This window comes from Pricia sp. (assembly GCF_041745955.1).
Lineage (GTDB): Bacteria > Bacteroidota > Bacteroidia > Flavobacteriales > Flavobacteriaceae > Pricia.
Genome location: NZ_JBGTHY010000205.1, coordinates 1 through 18,251 on the forward strand (window position 1 = coordinate 1; position 18,251 = coordinate 18,251).

The 18,251-nt window shown below is 44.4% G+C and carries 11 protein-coding genes and 1 pseudogene; 10 read left to right on the forward strand and 2 right to left on the reverse strand.

The window, feature by feature from the left end; all coding sequences use genetic code 11:
- Positions 1 to 417 (forward strand): annotated as a pseudogene (locus ACEW8S_RS07315) (sodium:solute symporter); the annotation flags it as partial.
- Positions 418 to 437: 20 nt separating this feature from the next.
- Here ACEW8S_RS07315 and ACEW8S_RS07320 read toward each other — a convergent pair.
- On the reverse strand, positions 438 to 1,106 hold the full coding sequence (locus ACEW8S_RS07320; RefSeq protein WP_373517510.1) for a carbohydrate-binding family 9-like protein: 669 nt from the start codon (positions 1,104 to 1,106) through the stop codon (positions 438 to 440).
- Positions 1,107 to 1,472: 366 nt separating this feature from the next.
- On the opposite strand from ACEW8S_RS07320, the gene ACEW8S_RS07325 reads away from it, so the two are divergent.
- From ACEW8S_RS07325 to ACEW8S_RS07355, 7 genes are all read left to right on the forward strand, one after another.
- Positions 1,473 to 2,249 carry an SMP-30/gluconolactonase/LRE family protein gene (locus ACEW8S_RS07325; protein ID WP_373517511.1) on the forward strand — a complete coding sequence of 259 codons (777 nt, stop codon included), beginning with the start codon at positions 1,473 to 1,475 and terminating at the stop codon, positions 2,247 to 2,249.
- A 51-nt stretch (positions 2,250 to 2,300) separates the two neighbouring features.
- Positions 2,301 to 3,278 (forward strand): 3-hydroxyacyl-CoA dehydrogenase family protein, encoded by a 978-nt coding sequence (locus tag ACEW8S_RS07330; RefSeq protein WP_373517512.1) that lies wholly within the window; start codon positions 2,301 to 2,303, stop codon positions 3,276 to 3,278.
- Between the two features lie 22 nt (positions 3,279 to 3,300).
- Positions 3,301 to 4,401 (forward strand): dipeptidase, encoded by a 1,101-nt coding sequence (locus ACEW8S_RS07335; RefSeq protein WP_373517513.1) that lies wholly within the window; start codon positions 3,301 to 3,303, stop codon positions 4,399 to 4,401.
- A gap of 170 nt (positions 4,402 to 4,571) precedes the next feature.
- Complete coding sequence (locus ACEW8S_RS07340) at positions 4,572 to 7,634, forward strand: SusC/RagA family TonB-linked outer membrane protein (protein WP_373517514.1); 3,063 nt, start codon at positions 4,572 to 4,574, stop codon at positions 7,632 to 7,634.
- A 68-nt stretch (positions 7,635 to 7,702) separates the two neighbouring features.
- Entirely contained in the window at positions 7,703 to 9,259 is a 1,557-nt protein-coding gene (locus tag ACEW8S_RS07345) for a SusD/RagB family nutrient-binding outer membrane lipoprotein (RefSeq protein ID WP_373517515.1), read from the forward strand.
- Between the two features lie 99 nt (positions 9,260 to 9,358).
- Positions 9,359 to 12,688, forward strand: coding sequence for a VCBS repeat-containing protein (locus ACEW8S_RS07350; protein WP_373517516.1), 3,330 nt, complete (start codon positions 9,359 to 9,361; stop codon positions 12,686 to 12,688).
- 125 nt (positions 12,689 to 12,813) lie between these two features.
- Positions 12,814 to 15,966, forward strand: a complete 3,153-nt coding sequence (locus ACEW8S_RS07355; RefSeq protein WP_373517517.1) for a DUF5107 domain-containing protein — start codon at positions 12,814 to 12,816, stop codon at positions 15,964 to 15,966.
- A 79-nt stretch (positions 15,967 to 16,045) separates the two neighbouring features.
- Here ACEW8S_RS07355 and ACEW8S_RS07360 read toward each other — a convergent pair whose 3' ends face one another.
- Positions 16,046 to 16,891 (reverse strand): DUF2911 domain-containing protein, encoded by an 846-nt coding sequence (locus ACEW8S_RS07360; protein WP_373517518.1) that lies wholly within the window; start codon positions 16,889 to 16,891, stop codon positions 16,046 to 16,048.
- A 160-nt stretch (positions 16,892 to 17,051) separates the two neighbouring features.
- On the opposite strand from ACEW8S_RS07360, the gene ACEW8S_RS07365 reads away from it, so the two are divergent.
- Together ACEW8S_RS07365 and ACEW8S_RS07370 are read left to right on the forward strand one after the other, a co-directional pair.
- Positions 17,052 to 17,549: a cell division inhibitor gene (locus ACEW8S_RS07365; RefSeq protein ID WP_373517519.1), complete on the forward strand. Its 498-nt coding sequence runs from the start codon at positions 17,052 to 17,054 to the stop codon at positions 17,547 to 17,549.
- Between the two features lie 144 nt (positions 17,550 to 17,693).
- The coding region (locus ACEW8S_RS07370) for an SDR family NAD(P)-dependent oxidoreductase (RefSeq protein ID WP_373517520.1) at positions 17,694 to 18,251 on the forward strand (558 nt) is incomplete at its 3' end.

An 18,251-nucleotide genomic window follows, 5' to 3' on the forward strand; every position in this document is an offset into this window, starting at 1 on the left:
TACAAAAGAAACAAAAAGGGAATTTTCACCGAGCGACACTACGTCATGGCCACTAAAGGCTTTACATTAGTATGGGGGGTGATCGCCATAGGCATTGCTAGTATCGCCGATCTTTTCGACAACCTGATACAACTGGTCAATATCATCGGGTCTATATTTTATGGCAATGTTCTCGGGATATTTCTATTGGCCCTATTTTTCAAATTCGTAAAAGGAAACGCCGTATTTTTTGCCGCAATCTTGACCCAGCTGATCATTTTCGTGCTCTTCTACACCCTTATATTCAACTATCCCGAAGGAGAGGAAAAACTAGGGTATCTCTGGCTCAACTTTATCGGATCCGGTCTGGTTATTTTTATAGCGTTTGCTTTTGAGGGCTTCGATCGGTTGCTGAAGAATCCGCCGGTGGGGAGTTGAGACCACTAAAAAAGGAAAGTTTATTCAAAAATCAAGTTCCCGAAATATTCAGGCCTATGGTAATCAGGCTTTTCCGTCCCTACCGGATTCCAGGTCAAATAGTGTTTTTGGGAAGTCTCGTCGCCGCATTTGTAAAAATTCGATTTGGCGTCCAGTCCTTTTAATGTAATGCCCTTGTTATGGGTCATGACTTCCGCGGGAATAACGAGGGTCATTTCCCACGTATGGCCGCCCTTTTTTTCGGCAAATGGCCGGTTGCCCAAAGTGGATTCGGCTTTGATATATTTCTGTATCACCTTGGGATCCACATATACCCTATTGCCGCGACCGGGACCATAGGCCAAATGGATGGTTCCGATACAGTTGATCTCAAAATTGTAATAATTGCCGTCGCCTAAAGGATCAAAAAAGAATTCAACGCAGCTATCCCTCGAGACCGCCGAGTTCGTGTCGGTACGTTTGGCCAGAATAGTTGACTCGGTCACATAGAATTTCAACCAAATGTCGTTTTTATTATGGGCAATCCTGAAATTGACCTTGGGGACGTAGGGGAACGCATCCCAATTCAATACGCCAATGGTGTTCAGTTCGGTTTGCGCTTCCAATAAGGTGGAAACCTCTTTAAGACTGGCCTCGCCCTTGTGCTCGATTTCGGTAACGATCAATTTTTTGTCCTTTTGTATTTCCATGGGAGGTTGATTTGCTTGCAAAAATAAGGCTGCCAATAGTATTGCTGTTTTCATGGTACGATTATTTCATGTATATGTCAAGCCACTAATGACTTCAATTGCAAACGCCCCCCGCTCTTCGTAATAGGGATCAGCATGGATTCCACCTGTCTATGGCATATGCCACAATAATATAACAGCTTATGTTGCACCCATTTCGTATATTCGTTGACACGCCCAAGTTCATAAATTTTTTCCGGGTTTTAACTATCATTTCTGAATCAAATTATTATGAAGAATCTTACTCCTAAAAATAGTTGGCTTTTCTGCATAAGCATAATCTGCTCAGCATTTTATGCGCCGGTTATGGGCCAAACAGACGTACGTTTGGAAAAAAAATGGGAAACACCTACCACCTTAAAAGAACCGGAATCGGTGCTCTTCGATGCGAAGGCCAATGTGATTTATGTATCGAATATCAACGACCCCAAGGCGGGCAAGGATGGTAATGGATCCATAGGGCGCATTTCGCTTGACGGGAAAGTGCTGGAAGTGGAATGGGCGATCGGCGGAATGGATTCCCCGAAAGGCCTTGGTCTCTCCAAAGGCTTATTATATGTAGCCGATCTGAAAAAAGTGGCGGTAATCGACACCAAAACGGGGAAGTTGGTCAAGACGATCGAAGTAGAGGGCGCAGGTATGCTAAACGATATTACCGTAGATGAAAAGGGAGTAGTTTATGTATCCGATTCGGACAACAAAAAAATCTATAGAATCAAAAACGATAAGGCCAGTAAATGGTTGGAAGAAGACTTCTTTCAAAAACCTAACGGCCTCCTGGTCCATCAAAATAGATTTTACATGGTCGATATGAATGCGGGCATTTTTTACGAAATAGATAGAAAGACAAAATCCTTGCGCAAGATTGCCGATGGTCTGCAAGGCGGAGACGGAATAGCCCCCATTGGCGACGATTTTATTATCTCAAACTGGAACGGGGAGATTTATTATGTATGGGCAAACGGTAAAACAAAAAAGCTTTTGGATACCAAGGCGGACAAACTCAATGCGGCCGACCTCGTTTATATGCCCGAACAAAATCTTTTGGTAGTGCCCACTTTTTATGGTAATACAGCCGTTGCCTATGAAGTAATCAAGGATTGAGCTTCTTCTAGCAAAACCTATGACCTATGGGCCGTTGAAAATCAAACCAAAATGAACAACAACACTAACATTGGTATCGTCGGTCTAGGTCTGATGGGTACCAGTATAGCGGCAGCTTTGGCTTTAAAAGGTCAAAAGATAATTGCCGTGGCACCCATTGTTTCCGATCTAGACAAGTCCGCACCCAACCGCATAAGGCATGCGTTGGCAGAATGTTTCCGCGAGGGCCTGACCCTAGAAACACCGGAAGTGCTGATGGCGAACATCACCTTTACTTCAGACTATGCCGATCTCCAATCGTGTTGGCTGGTCATGGAATCTGTTTTTGAAGACCTAAATATCAAGAAAGAAGTTTTTAAAAAAATAGAGCACCATGTTGCCGACGATGTGATCATTACTTCGAACACCTCGGCCATGCCCATCAGTATGCTACAGGATCACTTTAAGGTTCCTGAACGTTTTTTTGGGATGCATTGGGCCGTACCTGCCTATACCTCCGGCTTTTTGGAAATCATATGTGGTGAAAAGAGTCCGATCGAAATTGGCGAACAACTACATGAAATCGCAACCCAGTGGGGAAAGGAACCCACCTTGGTACGAAAGGATATCAGGGGCTTTATAGCAAATAGGATAATGTATGCCATGTACCGGGAGGCCTTTCATTTGGTAGAACAGGGGCATGCGACCATTGCCGACGTCGACCACGCCTGCAGGAACGGGAGCCAATGGATGGGTTTCTGTGGACTTTTCAGATATATGGATCTAACGGGATTGAAAGCTTACCATGCGGTGATGATGGACCTTTTTCCCGAGCTGAGCAACCAGACCAGCGTTCCGAAACTGATAGACGACATCGCCAAAGCGGACGGCAACGGCGTTTTTAACGGAAAAGGCTTTTATGAGTATACCCCGGAAGAGGCCAAAAAATGGGGGGAGACCTTTGAGCGGTTTGCCTTTGACATGAACCGACTTTCCGCAAAGTATGCCGATGAATTGGCCGATATTCCTTCAAAATCAACTCAATTATAAGTCCTTGAAAAATACTGTTAAAGTGTCTCTAATCGTCGACGGCCATTTAGACTTGGCCACCAACGCCATGACCCTGAACCGCGACCTAACACTAACAGTAAATGAAATCAGGGAAAAAGAACAACGTTTGGGATGGAAAGATTATCAGGACCGTGGCCAAGGCACCGTGGCGTTGCCCGAGCTTCGTGAGGGCAACGTCGGCCTCGTACTCGCCACGCTTATTTCCCGCTATTCCGAGAACGGAAGTCCTTTGCACACCATGGCGTTGAAGGGCTGGCACTCGCCCCGGCAGGCTTATGCGCATGCGCAATGCCAACTGGCATGGTACCGCGAAATGGAGGCGATTGGCGAAATGGTGCAGATTACCACAAAAAAGGGATTGGCGGAACATATAGCCTTGTGGACAGAAAACCCCGATGACGACAGTAAAAAGGCGATCGGCTATATCCTGGCCTTAGAAGGGGCCGATTCCATTGTCGATCTAGATTACCTGCATACCTATCATGAACTGGGACTCCGTTCCATCGGAATCTCACATTTCGGTCCGGGCAGATATGCCGCCGGCACACATTCCGACGGCAGCGGTTTGACAGCCATAGGAAAGGAATTGTTGAGGGAGATGAACCGACTCCCCATTCAACTAGATTTGACCCATCTTACGGATAAGGGTTTTTTCGAAGCTTTGGATATTTTTCAGGGATCGGTCGTCGCTAGTCACCAGAACTGTAGGAGCATCGTTCCGGGAGAACGCCAATTTTCCGATGACCAGATCCGCTGTATTATTGAACGTAAAGGCATTATTGGAGGTGCCTTGGATACCTGGATGCTCTACCTCGATTTTCAATTGGGCAAGGACGACCCCAAGGAACGCGACATCCGAATGGAACTTCTGGTAGATCACTTCGACCACATCTGCCAAATGGCCGGCAACAGCCATAACGTCGGTTTTGGCAGTGATCTGGACGGACTTTTCGGATTGGAACAAACGCCTCATGATTTGGATACCATTGCCGACCTCCAAAAATTTGACGTCATCCTTAAAAAAAGGGGATACACGGATAAGGACAGGGAAAATATCTTCAACGGAAATTGGATTCGGATTTTAAACAAGATTATGACATGATTACAAAAACTATAGATGATTTCCTTAACACATTCGTAAGAAAAGTGGGGCTGCTATTGGCAATCATAATCTTTTAAAAAATTAGCGTTGCACAATCCCAAAAAATTGTTAATTTCACTGCTTATTAATTAATCACCAATAAAACTAAAACTCACTTAAACATCATCAACATGAACAGCAAACTCAACTATTTCTTTTTTATCGGGGCATTGTTCTTATGCTTGGGCAGCTATGCCCAGGAAAAGACGATAACCGGTACGGTGACTGCCGCAGCTGACGGTACGCCTTTACCCGGTGTAAACGTTTTGGTACAAGGTACTACCAATGGCACCCAAACCGACTTTGATGGAAATTATGCCATCGACGCTACTGAAGCGGATATTCTGGTATTCTCCTATATCGGTACAAAAAGCCAAAGTATAAACGTCGGGGCCTCCAGTACAATTGATGTGATTTTGGTTGAAGACGCCAGCCAATTAGACGAAGTTGTAGTTACCGCATTGGGCTTGGAACGACAAGAAAAGTCCCTTACGTATGCCAATCAGCAGGTAGATACCGACGAACTAACAAAAGCCAGATCAGTAAACGTTTTGGAAGGGTTAAGTGGTAAAGTTGCCGGTGTTTCGGTAACTAGATCTTCTTCGGGTGTCGGCTCCCCGGTCAAGGTAGTCATGAGGGGTAATAGATCTATTGGTGGAAGCAGTCAACCCTTATACGTGGTAGATGGGATCTTGCTCGATGGTGATATAAATAATATTAGCCCTGACGATATTCAGGAAATTTCCGTACTAAGAGGTGCGAACGCAGCAGCACTTTACGGTAGTAGGGCAGCGAACGGTGCCATTATCATCACTACTAAATCCGGCAAAGGAGCACGGGAGGGTGTTTCCGCCACACTTGGTTTCGCATCTACAATAACAAGTGCAATACATTTGTTAGACTTTCAGAATGAATACGGTCAAGGTGCCGCAGGAACCTACTCTCCCACAGCAACAACTTCTTGGGGCCCACGTTTTGATGGTAGCCAAGTGGCCCATTGGTCCAATGACCCCAACTATCCCTCTTTTGGTGGAACGTATGCCTATGAAGCCCAACCCGACAATGTTAAAGACTTTTTTCGTCTGGGACATGAGCTGGCGACTAATTTAGGGGTCAATATCAACTCAGAAAAGTCCAATGTGTTTTTAGGATATACTTTCACCGATGCGGGAGGTATCGTACCAGGAAATGATTTGAAAAGACATAGTATTTCTGCTAGGATTAATTCGAATGTCACCGAAAAATTAGAGGTAGATGCTAAACTCAATTATATTCGTGACGATTTTTCAAATGTACTTTCCGTAGGCGAAGGTTTCGACAACCCAGTTCGTTATTTGTATACAATACCAAGGAACATCCGTACGGAAGATTTTGAGCATTATCAATTCATCAATGATGAGGGCAAACTTAGACAGCATTATTTCTTACCTCAATTTAATGGAGGAGGAAATCCGTATTGGACCATTAATAATGTCACAAGACCTAGATTGGATGAAAGGGTTTTGGCAATGCTTTCCCTTAAATATGATATTACAGATGACCTAACGATATTTGCTCGCTCGGCGATGGATCGTAGTAGCAGATCGGAAGAACAGTTTTGGTATAACGATACCTATACGGTGGCACAATTTGGACAGTACACCAAAAGAGCCAGTAATTCGTACGACTGGAACACTGATGTGCTACTCACCTACAACAAAGACCTGTCGGAAGATTTTAAAATAGGCCTAAATGCAGGAGCCAATCAAAGAGTTTTTAAAAGTAACGAGTTGACGGGTTCAGGAAATAATTTTACCATAGAGAATTTCTTTGCCCTTAGCAATACCCAAAATCCACTGGCAACTGAACTCCTTGACAGGTTCGAGGTACAGTCAATTTATGGTCTTGGTGAATTTTCATATAAAAATGCCATTTTTCTCAACTTGACGGCAAGAAACGATTGGAGTTCTACCTTACCTGCAAATAACCGGTCTTATTTCTACCCTTCGGTAGGTCTAACGGCAGTGATCAGCGATTTAGTCGATTTCGGAAGTGGTTTAAGCTTTTTGAAGCTACGCGCTAACTGGGCCGAGGTTGGTAACGACACTGGGTCTTTTCGATTGTCCCGAAGGGCGGATATACGTTTTGGTACTTTAGATATCAACCCAACCCAACCCAATCCAGACTTAAGACCGGAAAGTACACAGTCTTTGGAACTTGGCTTTGATTCAAGGTTTTTCGATAACCGACTGCGTTTCGACTTTACCTACTATAAAGCCAATACCTTTGATCAGATTTTTAGTACGCCAACACCGGTAGCCTCAGGTATCGCCAACGTTTTTCAAAATGGTGGTGATATCCAAAACAGAGGGGTAGAAGTAGTATTGGGCGCAACCATAGTCAACACTGACAACTTTTCTTGGGATTTGGACTTGAACTTTGCAACCAATCAAAATGAGGTGCTTGAAATAGCCGAAGGATTTGATCGATTAACGGTTAATAGCGACTTTATCCGTGATTACGTACTGGAAGTAGGGGGGGAATACGGCGACATCTATTCAAGAGGATTTGAGCGTGACGATCAAGGTCGGGTAATTGTAGACGATTTGGGTCTTCCCCTAATTACCCCTGGACGCGATGCCGTTAAGATAGCAAACTTCAATCCCGACTGGTTGGGTGGTATCCGAAACTCGTTCCGGTACAAGAACTTTAATTTTAGTACGCTAATCGATATTCGGCAAGGTGGTAGTGTAACCAGTTTTTCCGAAGCCATTCTTGCAAGGGACGGAGTTTTGGATTATACGAGAGAAGGCCGCGACGGAGGTCTTGTTTTTGGAGAAAATATTTTTTCCGGTGAAACAGCGGTAAGGGAAGATGGCTCACCAAATACGATATCCGTTAGTGCAGAAGATTACTACAACCGTGTAGGGGGTAGAAATACTCCTGTCGGTGAGGCATTTGTTCGGGATCTCTCCAATATTCGATTACGGGAAATGGTATTGGGCTATTCCCTACCACAAAATATGTTATCAAACACATTCTTGACATCGGCCAATTTTTCTTTAGTGGGAAGAAACCTATTCTTTATTACCAACAAAGCGGAAAATTTCGATCCGGAAATCGTTAACAGTGTCAGTAATGATAGCGAAGGGCGTGAGGCTTTTGCCCTACCGACTTCGCGTAGCGTTGGTGTCTCAATCAACTTTGGATTTTAAAAAAATTGTAATATCTTAAAAGAAAAAACATGAAAAATAGAATAACAGAACTGTGTTTTAGCATATTATTGCTAACATTCGTTACAAGTTGTACCGATGATTTTACCGAGCTGAACACCGATCCCAAGAATTTTACTGAAGATGCGGTTACGGCCGCTGAATATCCGTTGTTTGTCAAAAGGGCCTTGTACACGCCCAATTACATGCCCTTTGATCAAGCGAGGGGGCCTTTCCAGTTAGGACACTCCCTTTTTCCAGATGTCTATGCCAACTATTTTGCTACAACGGCACCAAATTTTGGAAGTGATCAATTCGAATTGGTAGGAGGTTGGTTGAACGGGGCCTACAGTTATTTCTATCAACGACCAGCGCCTCTCATTAAATTTTCCGAAGACTCAGCCGAGGAGCTCGGTTTTACGGTCGAAAATGCAATGATGAAAGTTTGGCGGGTCTATGCCTATCATAGAATTACAGACTTATGGGGGCCAATCCCCTACTCCAGTTTCGGTAATTTGGAGAAAGAAGTTCCTTACGATTCACAAGAAGCAATCTATAACGATTTCTTTACTTCTTTGGAAGAGGCCGTGACCGTGCTTAAGGCCAATGCAGGTGGAAGCTCGTTTTTGGGTAGCAACGATGTAATTTTTGGTGGAGATATAGACTCTTGGTTGAAGTTTGCCAATACGTTACGCTTGCGTCTGGCAATGCGCGTGTCTTATGTTGCTCCAGCCCTAGCACAAAGTAATGCGGAAAAAGCGGTGACCGATGGTGTAATGCTATCTAACGACGATAATGCCCTGATTCAGACTGATATAAATTTTCAGAACAGTTATACCACAATTACCCAATGGGGAGAATTCCGAATGAGTGCAGATATGGAGAGTATCTTAAAAGGATACCAAGATCCCCGAATGGCTAGCTTTTTTGCTCCTGCAGCTATTCCAGACCCTACGGACGATCCTGTTGGTGTTGAATTTCCTTACGAAGGAATGCGTAACGGGCAAACATCTGAAGCTAAGGCAACGACTAATTTCAATGGTTTGGCTTCGAACATGGCAGCTCCATATACATTGGGGGGGGATCCAGGTCCCGCATGGGTGGTAATGGCTGCAGCGGAGCCTTATTTCTTAAGGGCCGAAGGTGCTCTTCGAGGTTGGGCAATGGGCGGAACCGCCGAAGAATTGTACAATCAAGGTATTGTTACCAATCATTTACAACTTGGTTACGACGGAAACAACCTCTCCGGTGAAGACTACGTGACTAGCACCTTGACGCCATCATCTTACGACGGCACTACACCACCTGTATCTAGCGTACCCGTTGCTTTTAATGCGGGGGGCACTCAAGAAGAACGTCTGGAACAGATTATTACCCAAAAATGGATTGCCCTGTGGCCAGATAGTGAAGAAGCATATGCCGAGCGCAGAAGAACCGGCTACCCTACACTTTACAATCGACTTAACACTATAAACCCAAATATCGCAACAGACGAGATTCCAAGAAGAATGACGTACACAGCGACGGAATATGCAGACAATACTGCTGCAACAGAAGCGGCAGTTGCCAATTTATTGGGAGGGCCAGATTTGGGTACTACCAAACTTTGGTGGGACGCAAAAAACTGATGATTCAAATTTTAAATAAAAAAGACCGCTTTTAAGCGGTCTTTTTTGTAACATAGAAGTACAAACTATTAGACTTACAGTTCTCTCATTCAATATGTCATGCGTGCTATCTTAAAACTGTGCTTACTGATCATCGTAGTCTACTCCTGCCAAAAGGAAGATGACAGCAAACAATTCACGCTGCTATCCTCGAAAAATACGGGGATAGATTTTAAAAACCGTATTCAAGAGACCGAAGAATTCAACGTACTGACCTATGGCTATCTATACAATGGTGGAGGAGTTTCCATTGGTGACCTAAATAACGATAGTTTACCCGATATTTACTTTACGGGCAACATGGTAGGCAGCCACCTTTATATGAATAAGGGAGATTTTGAGTTTGAGGAAATCGCGAAAGAAGCGGGTGTCTTTGCCGAAGGTCTCTGGAATACGGGTACCACAATGGCCGATGTCAATGCCGACGGACTTTTAGATATATACGTTTGTCGTTCGGCAGCACCTAATCCCGCGAAAAGAAAGAACTTGCTGTTCATCAACAACGGTACTTCGGCAGATTCCGGACAAGTCACTTTTACGGAAAGAGCCGCCGAATATGGTATCGACGATTCCGGTTATTCCACACAAGCCGCCTTTTTTGACTATGACAAGGATGGAGACCTAGACCTTTACGTCTTAAATCATTCCACTCAAGAATATGCCGGGTTCGGCCAAATTACGGCCTCCTTGAAGGATAAAAAAAATTCGGCATATTCCGACAAACTCTATAAAAACGATAACGGGAAATTCACAGATGTAACTGAAGCATCGGGACTCACATCGAACGTTCTAGGTTTCGGACTGGGTCTGGCCATTTCCGACATTGATGGCAATGGCTGGTTGGATATGTATGTATCCAACGACTATAACGAACAAGACTATCTGTATATCAATAATCAAGATGGAACATTTACCGAAAGTCTTGAAAATTTCATTGGCCATACATCACTATTTTCCATGGGTTCGGACATCGCCGACATAAACAATGACGGCTACACCGACATTATGAGCCTAGATATGTTGCCCGAAGGCAATAAGCGCCAAAAAATGGTATCCGGCCCGGATAACTATGATAAGTATCAGCGGTTGGTAAGCTCTGGATTTTACAACCAAACCATGCGTAACATGCTACAATTGAACAATCAAGGCAAATCGTTTTCCGAAATCGGGCAACTCGCCGGTATCTCCAATACGGATTGGAGCTGGGCTTCCTTATTTGCGGATTTGGACAATGACGGTTTTAAGGATGTTTTTATCACCAATGGCTACAAACGGGATTACACCAATATGGATTTCATGAACTACGCCGTCCAAGAAAAGTTAAAGGAGAACAAGACCGGGAAACAGACCGCAATTGCCGATCTTTTAAAAAACATTCCCGCCACTATTGAAGAAAACTATACTTATCATAACAATGGGGACTTGACCTTTACCAAGGTAAACTCCGAATGGGGCCTCGACCAAAAATCGCTCTCCAACGGAGCCGCTTATGCGGATTTGGACAACGACGGCGATCTCGACCTTGTCGTAAATAATATCGAGGAAGAAGCCTTTGTATACCGAAACAACAGTGAAAAGTTCAACAAGAACCAGTATCTTAAAATACAATTAAAAGGGGACGGTAAAAATACCTTTGGTATAGGATCCAAAGTTACCGTTCACAGCGGCGGACAAAAGCTCGTGCAGGAACTGATACCTACCAGGGGCTACCAGTCTTCGGTGGATTACATCTTGGTATTCGGTCTGGGTGACGCCGAACAGGTCGATAGTCTTACCGTGGTATGGCCAGATTCTAGGAAACAGTCCCTTACTACTGTCAAAGCGAATCAAACGCTGGCGCTAAAACAAAGTGAATCCAAAAAAAGGAGAAACAAAAAAGTTCAGAATGAGGTGGAAGCATCCGACCAAAGGTATTTTACCGATGTTTCACAGGATAGTCTGATTCCTTTTATCCATTTGGAGAGCAACTACGGTGATTTTAAACGGGAACAATTACTGCCCCACAAACTCTCGACCCAAGGTCCGAAAATGGCCAAAGGCGACGTGAACGGGGATGGCCTGGAAGATATTTTTATTGGCGGGGCCAAAGGAAGTCCCGGTGAATTATTGATACAACCAAAAAAAGGTGGATTCAATACAACAGGGACAGATTTCGATGCCGATTCCGGATCGGAAGACGTGGATGCCCTCTTCTTCGATGCCGACAATGACGGCGATTTTGACCTTTACGTGGTCAGCGGAAGCAACGAATTTGAAATTGATGCCCCGGAACTACAGGACCGCTTGTATTTGAACAATGGAAAGGGAGGGTTTAAAAAGAACCCTACTTCGCTCCCACCGATGGCGGCTAACGGTTCATGCGTAGACGCCAACGATTTTGACAATGATGGCGACCAAGATCTGTTCGTAGGCGGCAGGGGCATACCTGGCCAATATCCGATGTCAACCAGAAGCTATATCCTTGAAAACGACGGGAAAGGAAATTTCAAGGATATCACCCTATCGGTAAGCAAAGATCTCGAATCCCCTGGCATGGTCACCGCCGCGATTTGGACCGATTTTAACGATGACGGCAAAGCGGACTTACTGCTAGTTGGGGAATTTATGGCCATCCGCGCTTTTGAAAATACTGGCGGTCAATTGGTTGAACTAAAAGCGGATTCCGGATTAACGGATTCCCAAGGCTGGTGGAACAGTATCGAGCAAGGTGATTTTGATACCGATGGCGATATGGATTATATCGTTGGTAATTTCGGCTTGAATTCCCAATTAAAAGCATCCCCGGACGAACCCGTTCAAGTCTACTATAAAGATTTTGACGGCAATGGTTCGCTTGATCCGATCCTGACTTCCTATATCATGGGCGAAAGTTATCCCGTATTCTCCAAGGATGACCTACTCAGCCAGCTCAGTGGTCTAAAAAGAAAATACGTGAATTATTCCGATTACGCCGATCAAAAAATCACGGATGTCTTTACCTCCGAAGAACTGTCCGATGCCCAGATTTTGGAAGCCAAAAACTTTGAGACCAGCTATATCGAAAACTTGGGCAACAACCAATTTAAAGTTACGCCCCTACCCGTTTCTGCACAGTTTGCGCCAATTTACTGCATTCTTGTCCAAGATTTTAATAAGGATGGCAATTTAGATGTGATTCTTGCGGGGAATTTCTTCGGCACCCGGGTAAAGTACGGCCGATATGACGCTAACAAGGGTTTACTCCTACTAGGAGATGGCAAGGGCAGTTTTGAACCGGTAACCACACAAGAAAGCGGACTCAACATTGATGGCGAAGTCAGGGATATCACCTCGGTAAAATGGGCAGATGGTAAAGAATTTATCTTTTTTGCGATAAACGATGAGGGAGTGAAAACCTATGAAGTGAAATAGCAGCTTTGTAATTAAATTTCGTTACAAATTTATGTTCATGGGTTCTCCCCCTTTTTTACTTGCAACCGACAAGCGCAGGCTGATGTTGAACCCTATTTATTCTACAAGTTTCTAATAAAATCAAAATGATTCGACCGCTAAGCTACTTTTCATTCTTCTTACTAGCCCTCCTAATTGCTTCGGCAACCCAAGCACAATCCGTAACCATAAAGGAAGACATACAATCCTTGGACACCTACGGGTTCGCAAAACCAAATCCTGTTCCCATCCTAGCGGAGAATCCAAAAATATTCCCGTATTTTAAGTTCGAGGAATACGAACATACCTCCAAGAAAAAAGATTGGAAAGTCGTCACCTTGGAAAACGAGTATATCAAAGTAATGGTGCTTCCCGAAATCGGGGGTAAGGTCTGGGGCGCCATCGAAAAAAGCACGGGCGAAGAATTTTTGTACAAGAACGAGGTCATCAAATTCCGTAACATCGCCATGCGGGGACCATGGACCTCGGGCGGCATCGAGTTCAATTTCGGTATTATCGGCCATCACCCTTCAACTGCTACGCCCGTCGATTATATCACAAGAACCAATGCAGATGGTAGTGTAAGCTGTATAGTGGGCAGTACCGATTTGCCATCGAACACCTCTTGGACGGTCGAGATCCGTTTAGAAAAAGATAAGGCCTATTTCGAGACCAAGGCCTCTTGGTACAACGCTTCCCCCTTAACGGAAGCCTATTACAATTGGATGACGGCCGCGGCGGTGGCCACTGATGACCTTGAATTCTTTATTCCCGGCAACACCTACCTAGAGCATAACGGCGATGCTCATCCCTGGCCCATCGACGAACAGGGCCGTAATCTGGCCCTGTATAAAAACAATGATTTCGGCCCTGCTAAATCCTATCATGTCGTCGGGGAATTCAACGATTTTTTCGGCGGCTATTACCACGACCGCAACTTCGGTTTCGGCCAATGGGCGCCTTATGAAGAAATGCCCGGCCAGAAATTATGGCTTTGGGCCTTATCGCGATCCGGGGGTATTTGGGAAGATTTGCTGACCGATTCCGACGGGCAATACATCGAATTTCAGGCGGGCAGGTTGCTGGACCAATATTCCGGCGGTGCCATCAACCCCATCAGTCAAGTCGGGTTTGACCCCTATATGATGGATACCTGGCACGAAATCTGGTTTCCCTACAAAGAGATCGGGGGCATGGTAGATGCTTCCGAAGAAGGGGTACTAAATGTTGAAAAGGATGGGAATCAGCTTAAAATCGGACTGAACGCCTTGCAAAATCTCGATTCCGAAATCAAAATTGTCTTCAATGGGGAAACAGCCCTCACTGAAAAATTGGATTTGAAACCGATGGGAATCTATTCAAAATTACTTCCGGTAAAGGCATCGGATAGCATACAGGTTTTTGTGGAAGGCACCGAACTATCCTATACCAACAATCCGAAAGCCGACCGTATTAAAAGACCCTTTTATCCCGATACAGACTTAAAAGTTTCCGACTCGGAACAACTTTTAGCAGACGGTACGGAGGCCTTGGAGTTTAGGGAGTACCAACTGGCCCATAAAAAATTATCCGAAGTGGTGCAGCTGGATCCTTCGCATCGTGCTGGCCTTATCAAATTGGCCGAATTGGAATACCGAAAGGCAGATTACGAAAGTGCGCTATCGCATATCAATGCCGTATTACGGATGGACACCTACGATTCGGGCGCCAATTATATGGCAGGCATCACCTACAGCGCGATAAATGATACCATCAACGCCCAAGAATCATTGGGCTGGGCGGCCAGGGATGTCAAATACCGCTCGGTCGCCTATGCCCAAATGGCGGAACTCTATTTGGCCTCGAAAAACTACAAAAGGGCTGTAATATATGCCCAAAAGGCATTGAATTTCAACACGTACAACCTAAATGCCAGAAAGGTATTGGCCGTCTCCGCCCGAAAGAACAAACAAAAGGAGAAATTCGAAGAAGAAATAACCGCAATTTCCGAAATCGCTCCTTTGGATTATTTCGCACAAACGGAAAGAGGATTTATGAACGGACAAAAGCCCATCTTGGCCTTGACCAATGAATTTCCGTCGGAAACCCTTTTGGGACTTGCCCTACACTATCGGCATTTAGGATTGCAAGAAGAAGCCCTTCACCTATTGGATGGTGAAAATAAGGACACCAAAAATAGACTTTGGAAAGCCTTTTTACTGCGAGAAACAAAAGCTATTAAAAGCAATTCCATGTTGAAGAATGCCGCCAAAAGCAGTACGCTTCTGAAAGATGTCGCAAATGATCCTGTGGACTTTGTATCCCCCTACCGAAGCGAAACCCTTGCGGTTTTAAAATGGGCCGCGCAACAATCCGATAGCTGGAAAATAAACTATTATCTGGCGCAAAACTACTTGGCCGTGGGTCAGATTGAAATGGGAAAGTCCCTTCTAAAAACTTTGGGCAATAAACCTGATTCGGATATTTTCTATAGATTTCGGGCAAAGATGACAGGGGATGATGATGCCGCAAGCGCATCGAAAGACCTTACAAAAGCCTTGGAAATGAAGCCCAACGACTGGAAGATTTGGGAAGAGAACATTCAGTTCCACCTTAAAAACACTGATTATGCCAAAGCCTACCGACTATCGAAGAAAGCCTTTTCGAAATTCCCGAAAAACTACAATATTGCTTTGGTCCATGCCAAAGCTTCGCTAAACACAGGTCAGTTCGAAGAAGTGTTATCCGTTTTGGCAGCTATTCAGATGCTGCCTTACGAACATGCCAGCGAAAGTCGCAACATTTATGAAAGGGCACACATGGCCGTTGCCAGATTATATATACAAAAAAAGAACTCTAAGAAGGCGATACAAGTATTGGAAAAGTCTAAGAAATGGCCCGAAAATATCGGTGTGGGAAAACCGTATAACCCCGATGAAAGGGCACAGGATTATCTCTTGGCCTTGGCCCTGAAAGAAATCGGGGAAACCGAAAAAAGCAAAGTACTTCTTAATGGAATTGTTGAATATTCCCAAAATCACCCCGACTCCAATTCCCTGAACCATTTGTACGGTATATTGGCGATGAAAAAATCCGGGAAAGAAAGGGAATTATCCAGCTTTGTTTCAAAACTGAAAGAAACTTCCGGTGATAAAAATCTAAAGAGCGAACTGGCATTGGCCCTTTATCAGAACAATACCAACGAGCTAAAGGGTCCTGAGTCAGAAAATTTAGTGGCAATGGATGTACTTGAAATAGCTACTTGGGCCTTAAAACAATAAACCCCAGCTTTTAAAAGCTAGGGCTCATAATGAACTCGTCTTGAGTTGTTCTTTATAATCTTTTATAAAAGGACACCTTTTACTTTGCCCCCCATTCTTTCAATGAATCCGTATTCATCTTAACGTAGTCATCGTTACCGGCTTCCTTGGCTTTGGCCAAAGATTTTTTAGCGGTCTTGATGGCCGCTTTCTTGTCACCTGCCTTAGCTTGGATCAATGACTGCTGACGCAATTGCCAAAATGCGGGCTCATCGGTCATTTCCATTGCCTTGTCCATCCAATCCTGGGCCTTTTTGACATCCTTGTCCGATTCGAGGTAATATACGGCCGCAGTGTAATAATCTTCTGCTTTAGGACTTCCTCCCATCGTGGTTTCGATACTTTCGGAGACCATTTTTTCGGTGGGAACCTCTATTTTTAAAGGTACATAGGCATTTTCCCACATGATTCCCAAAATGGCGGAACCCGATTCCAGATCATCGAAGCCCATCGTAAAGCTTTCGATTTTCATCGGTAAGGGATACACCTCCGATGTTGTTTTTGCGGCGATTTTACTTGCGTCCCATTCCTTGGGAACCCCACCTTCGGTATCGGTATATAAAAATATCTCCCAGCTCGTTTTGCCCGGTTTGGTGAAAACGGAATACGTACCGGCCTTTACCTCTTGACCGTCGATGGTCACATCGTCGCCAAAGGTGATTTTAGTGTTTTCATTGGCACCGGTGCGCCATAATTTGTCATAGGGTACCAAATCCCCAAAAATAGTACGGCCGCGCATCGCGGGACGGGAATATTCCAAGGTTACGTCGGTCAGGCCCACCTTCTGTTCCACTTTTGAAAACGGACTGGGCGCCGGGGTGTTGATTTGGGCTTCCAAGGAAACGGAGGCCAAAACAACCATAGTCAATACGAGTAATTTTTTCATCTGATTTGATTTTTAGTTTGCACAAAGCTACTATAAACATGAATCGAAGCTGTTAATGATATCTTAAATCGGTATCCAATCGGACTCCCTTTATTATTTGTTTAACCACAATAATTTTTTGTTAAACAAAAATGCGGCTATATTTGTTAAAACCAGACTTGTGAAGCTCTATCGATTACATTCCAAACAATCCCTGCCCATTTCTAAACCGAAGGCCTGGGATTTTCTTTCCGATCCGAAAAATCTGAAGGTAATTACCCCTGAACACATGGGGTTCAACATTTTAGCGGGAGGCGATAGGCCCATGTTCCCAGGACAGATTATAACCTATAAAGTATCCCCTTTTCCGATGTATTCCACCAAATGGGTTACGGAAATTACGCATGTAAAGGATGGAGACTATTTTGTTGACGAGCAGCGTTTTGGGCCGTATGCGCTATGGCATCACAAGCATTTTCTCAATGAAATCGAAGGTGGAACCGAGATGGAAGATATCATCGATTACAAACTCCCCATGGGTGTTTTAGGCCAATTGGCGCATCCCATCCTTGTAAAAAAGCAATTGCAGCAAATATTCTCCCATCGGGAGCAAAAGTTGATCGAACTTTTTGGTACTATTGAAGGAAGTGTAAAAGAGCTTTATTTTACATCAGTATAAAGAAGGTAGTCGCAGTCGCAGTCGCAGTTGTTAAAATTGAAAATAATCCATTCTGAAATAGCCATAATCAAAAATTCGAAACTTTTTACTAAACTTCTAAACCCATAAACTCCTAAACTTTTTACAAACTCATAAACTTTTTTCATGAAAAAGAACATACTATTAATCGGAGGATCGCACGGAATCGGATTTTCATTGGCGAAGCAATTAGAGGAAGACTATAATGTTTATATCGCTTCCCGCACGAATGATGCCCTCGAAAACCTTAACGTCGATTATATCAAATTCGATGCTACAACCGACGAACTAGATACTTCTTCCCTACCCGATGAGCTGCACGGCTTTGCCTATTGTCCCGGGAATATCAATTTGAAACCCTTTAAAATGATGAGTCTGGATACCTTTGAAGAGGATATGGAGCTCAATTTTTTTGGGATGGTAAAAGTCGTTAAAGAAATCATGCCCAAAATGGCGGACGGTGCCAGTATGGTCTTTTTTAGTACCGTCGCAGTGGGTGTTGGGATGCCTTTCCACACCAGTATAGCCGCTGCCAAGGGAGCAATTGAAGGCTTCGCCAAGTCATTGGCCGCCGAATATGCCCCGAAATTAAGGGTGAACGTCATCGCACCGTCCCTTGTGGATACTCCGCTTGCCGAACGGCTGCTCAACAATGACAAAAAGAAAGAAAAAATGGCGGAAAGA

Bases quoted from the DNA above. Each gene is read 5' to 3' on its own strand.
- ACEW8S_RS07355 (WP_373517517.1), top strand. From the start codon at position 12,814: ATGATTCGACCGCTAAGCTACTTTTCATTCTTCTTACTAGCCCTCCTA.
- ACEW8S_RS07340 (WP_373517514.1), top strand. From the start codon at position 4,572: ATGAACAGCAAACTCAACTATTTCTTTTTTATCGGGGCATTGTTCTTA.
- ACEW8S_RS07320 (WP_373517510.1), bottom strand. From the start codon at position 1,106: ATGGAAATACAAAAGGACAAAAAATTGATCGTTACCGAAATCGAGCAC.
- ACEW8S_RS07360 (WP_373517518.1), bottom strand. From the start codon at position 16,891: ATGAAAAAATTACTCGTATTGACTATGGTTGTTTTGGCCTCCGTTTCC.
- ACEW8S_RS07350 (WP_373517516.1), top strand. From the start codon at position 9,359: ATGCGTGCTATCTTAAAACTGTGCTTACTGATCATCGTAGTCTACTCC.
- ACEW8S_RS07330 (WP_373517512.1), top strand. From the start codon at position 2,301: ATGAACAACAACACTAACATTGGTATCGTCGGTCTAGGTCTGATGGGT.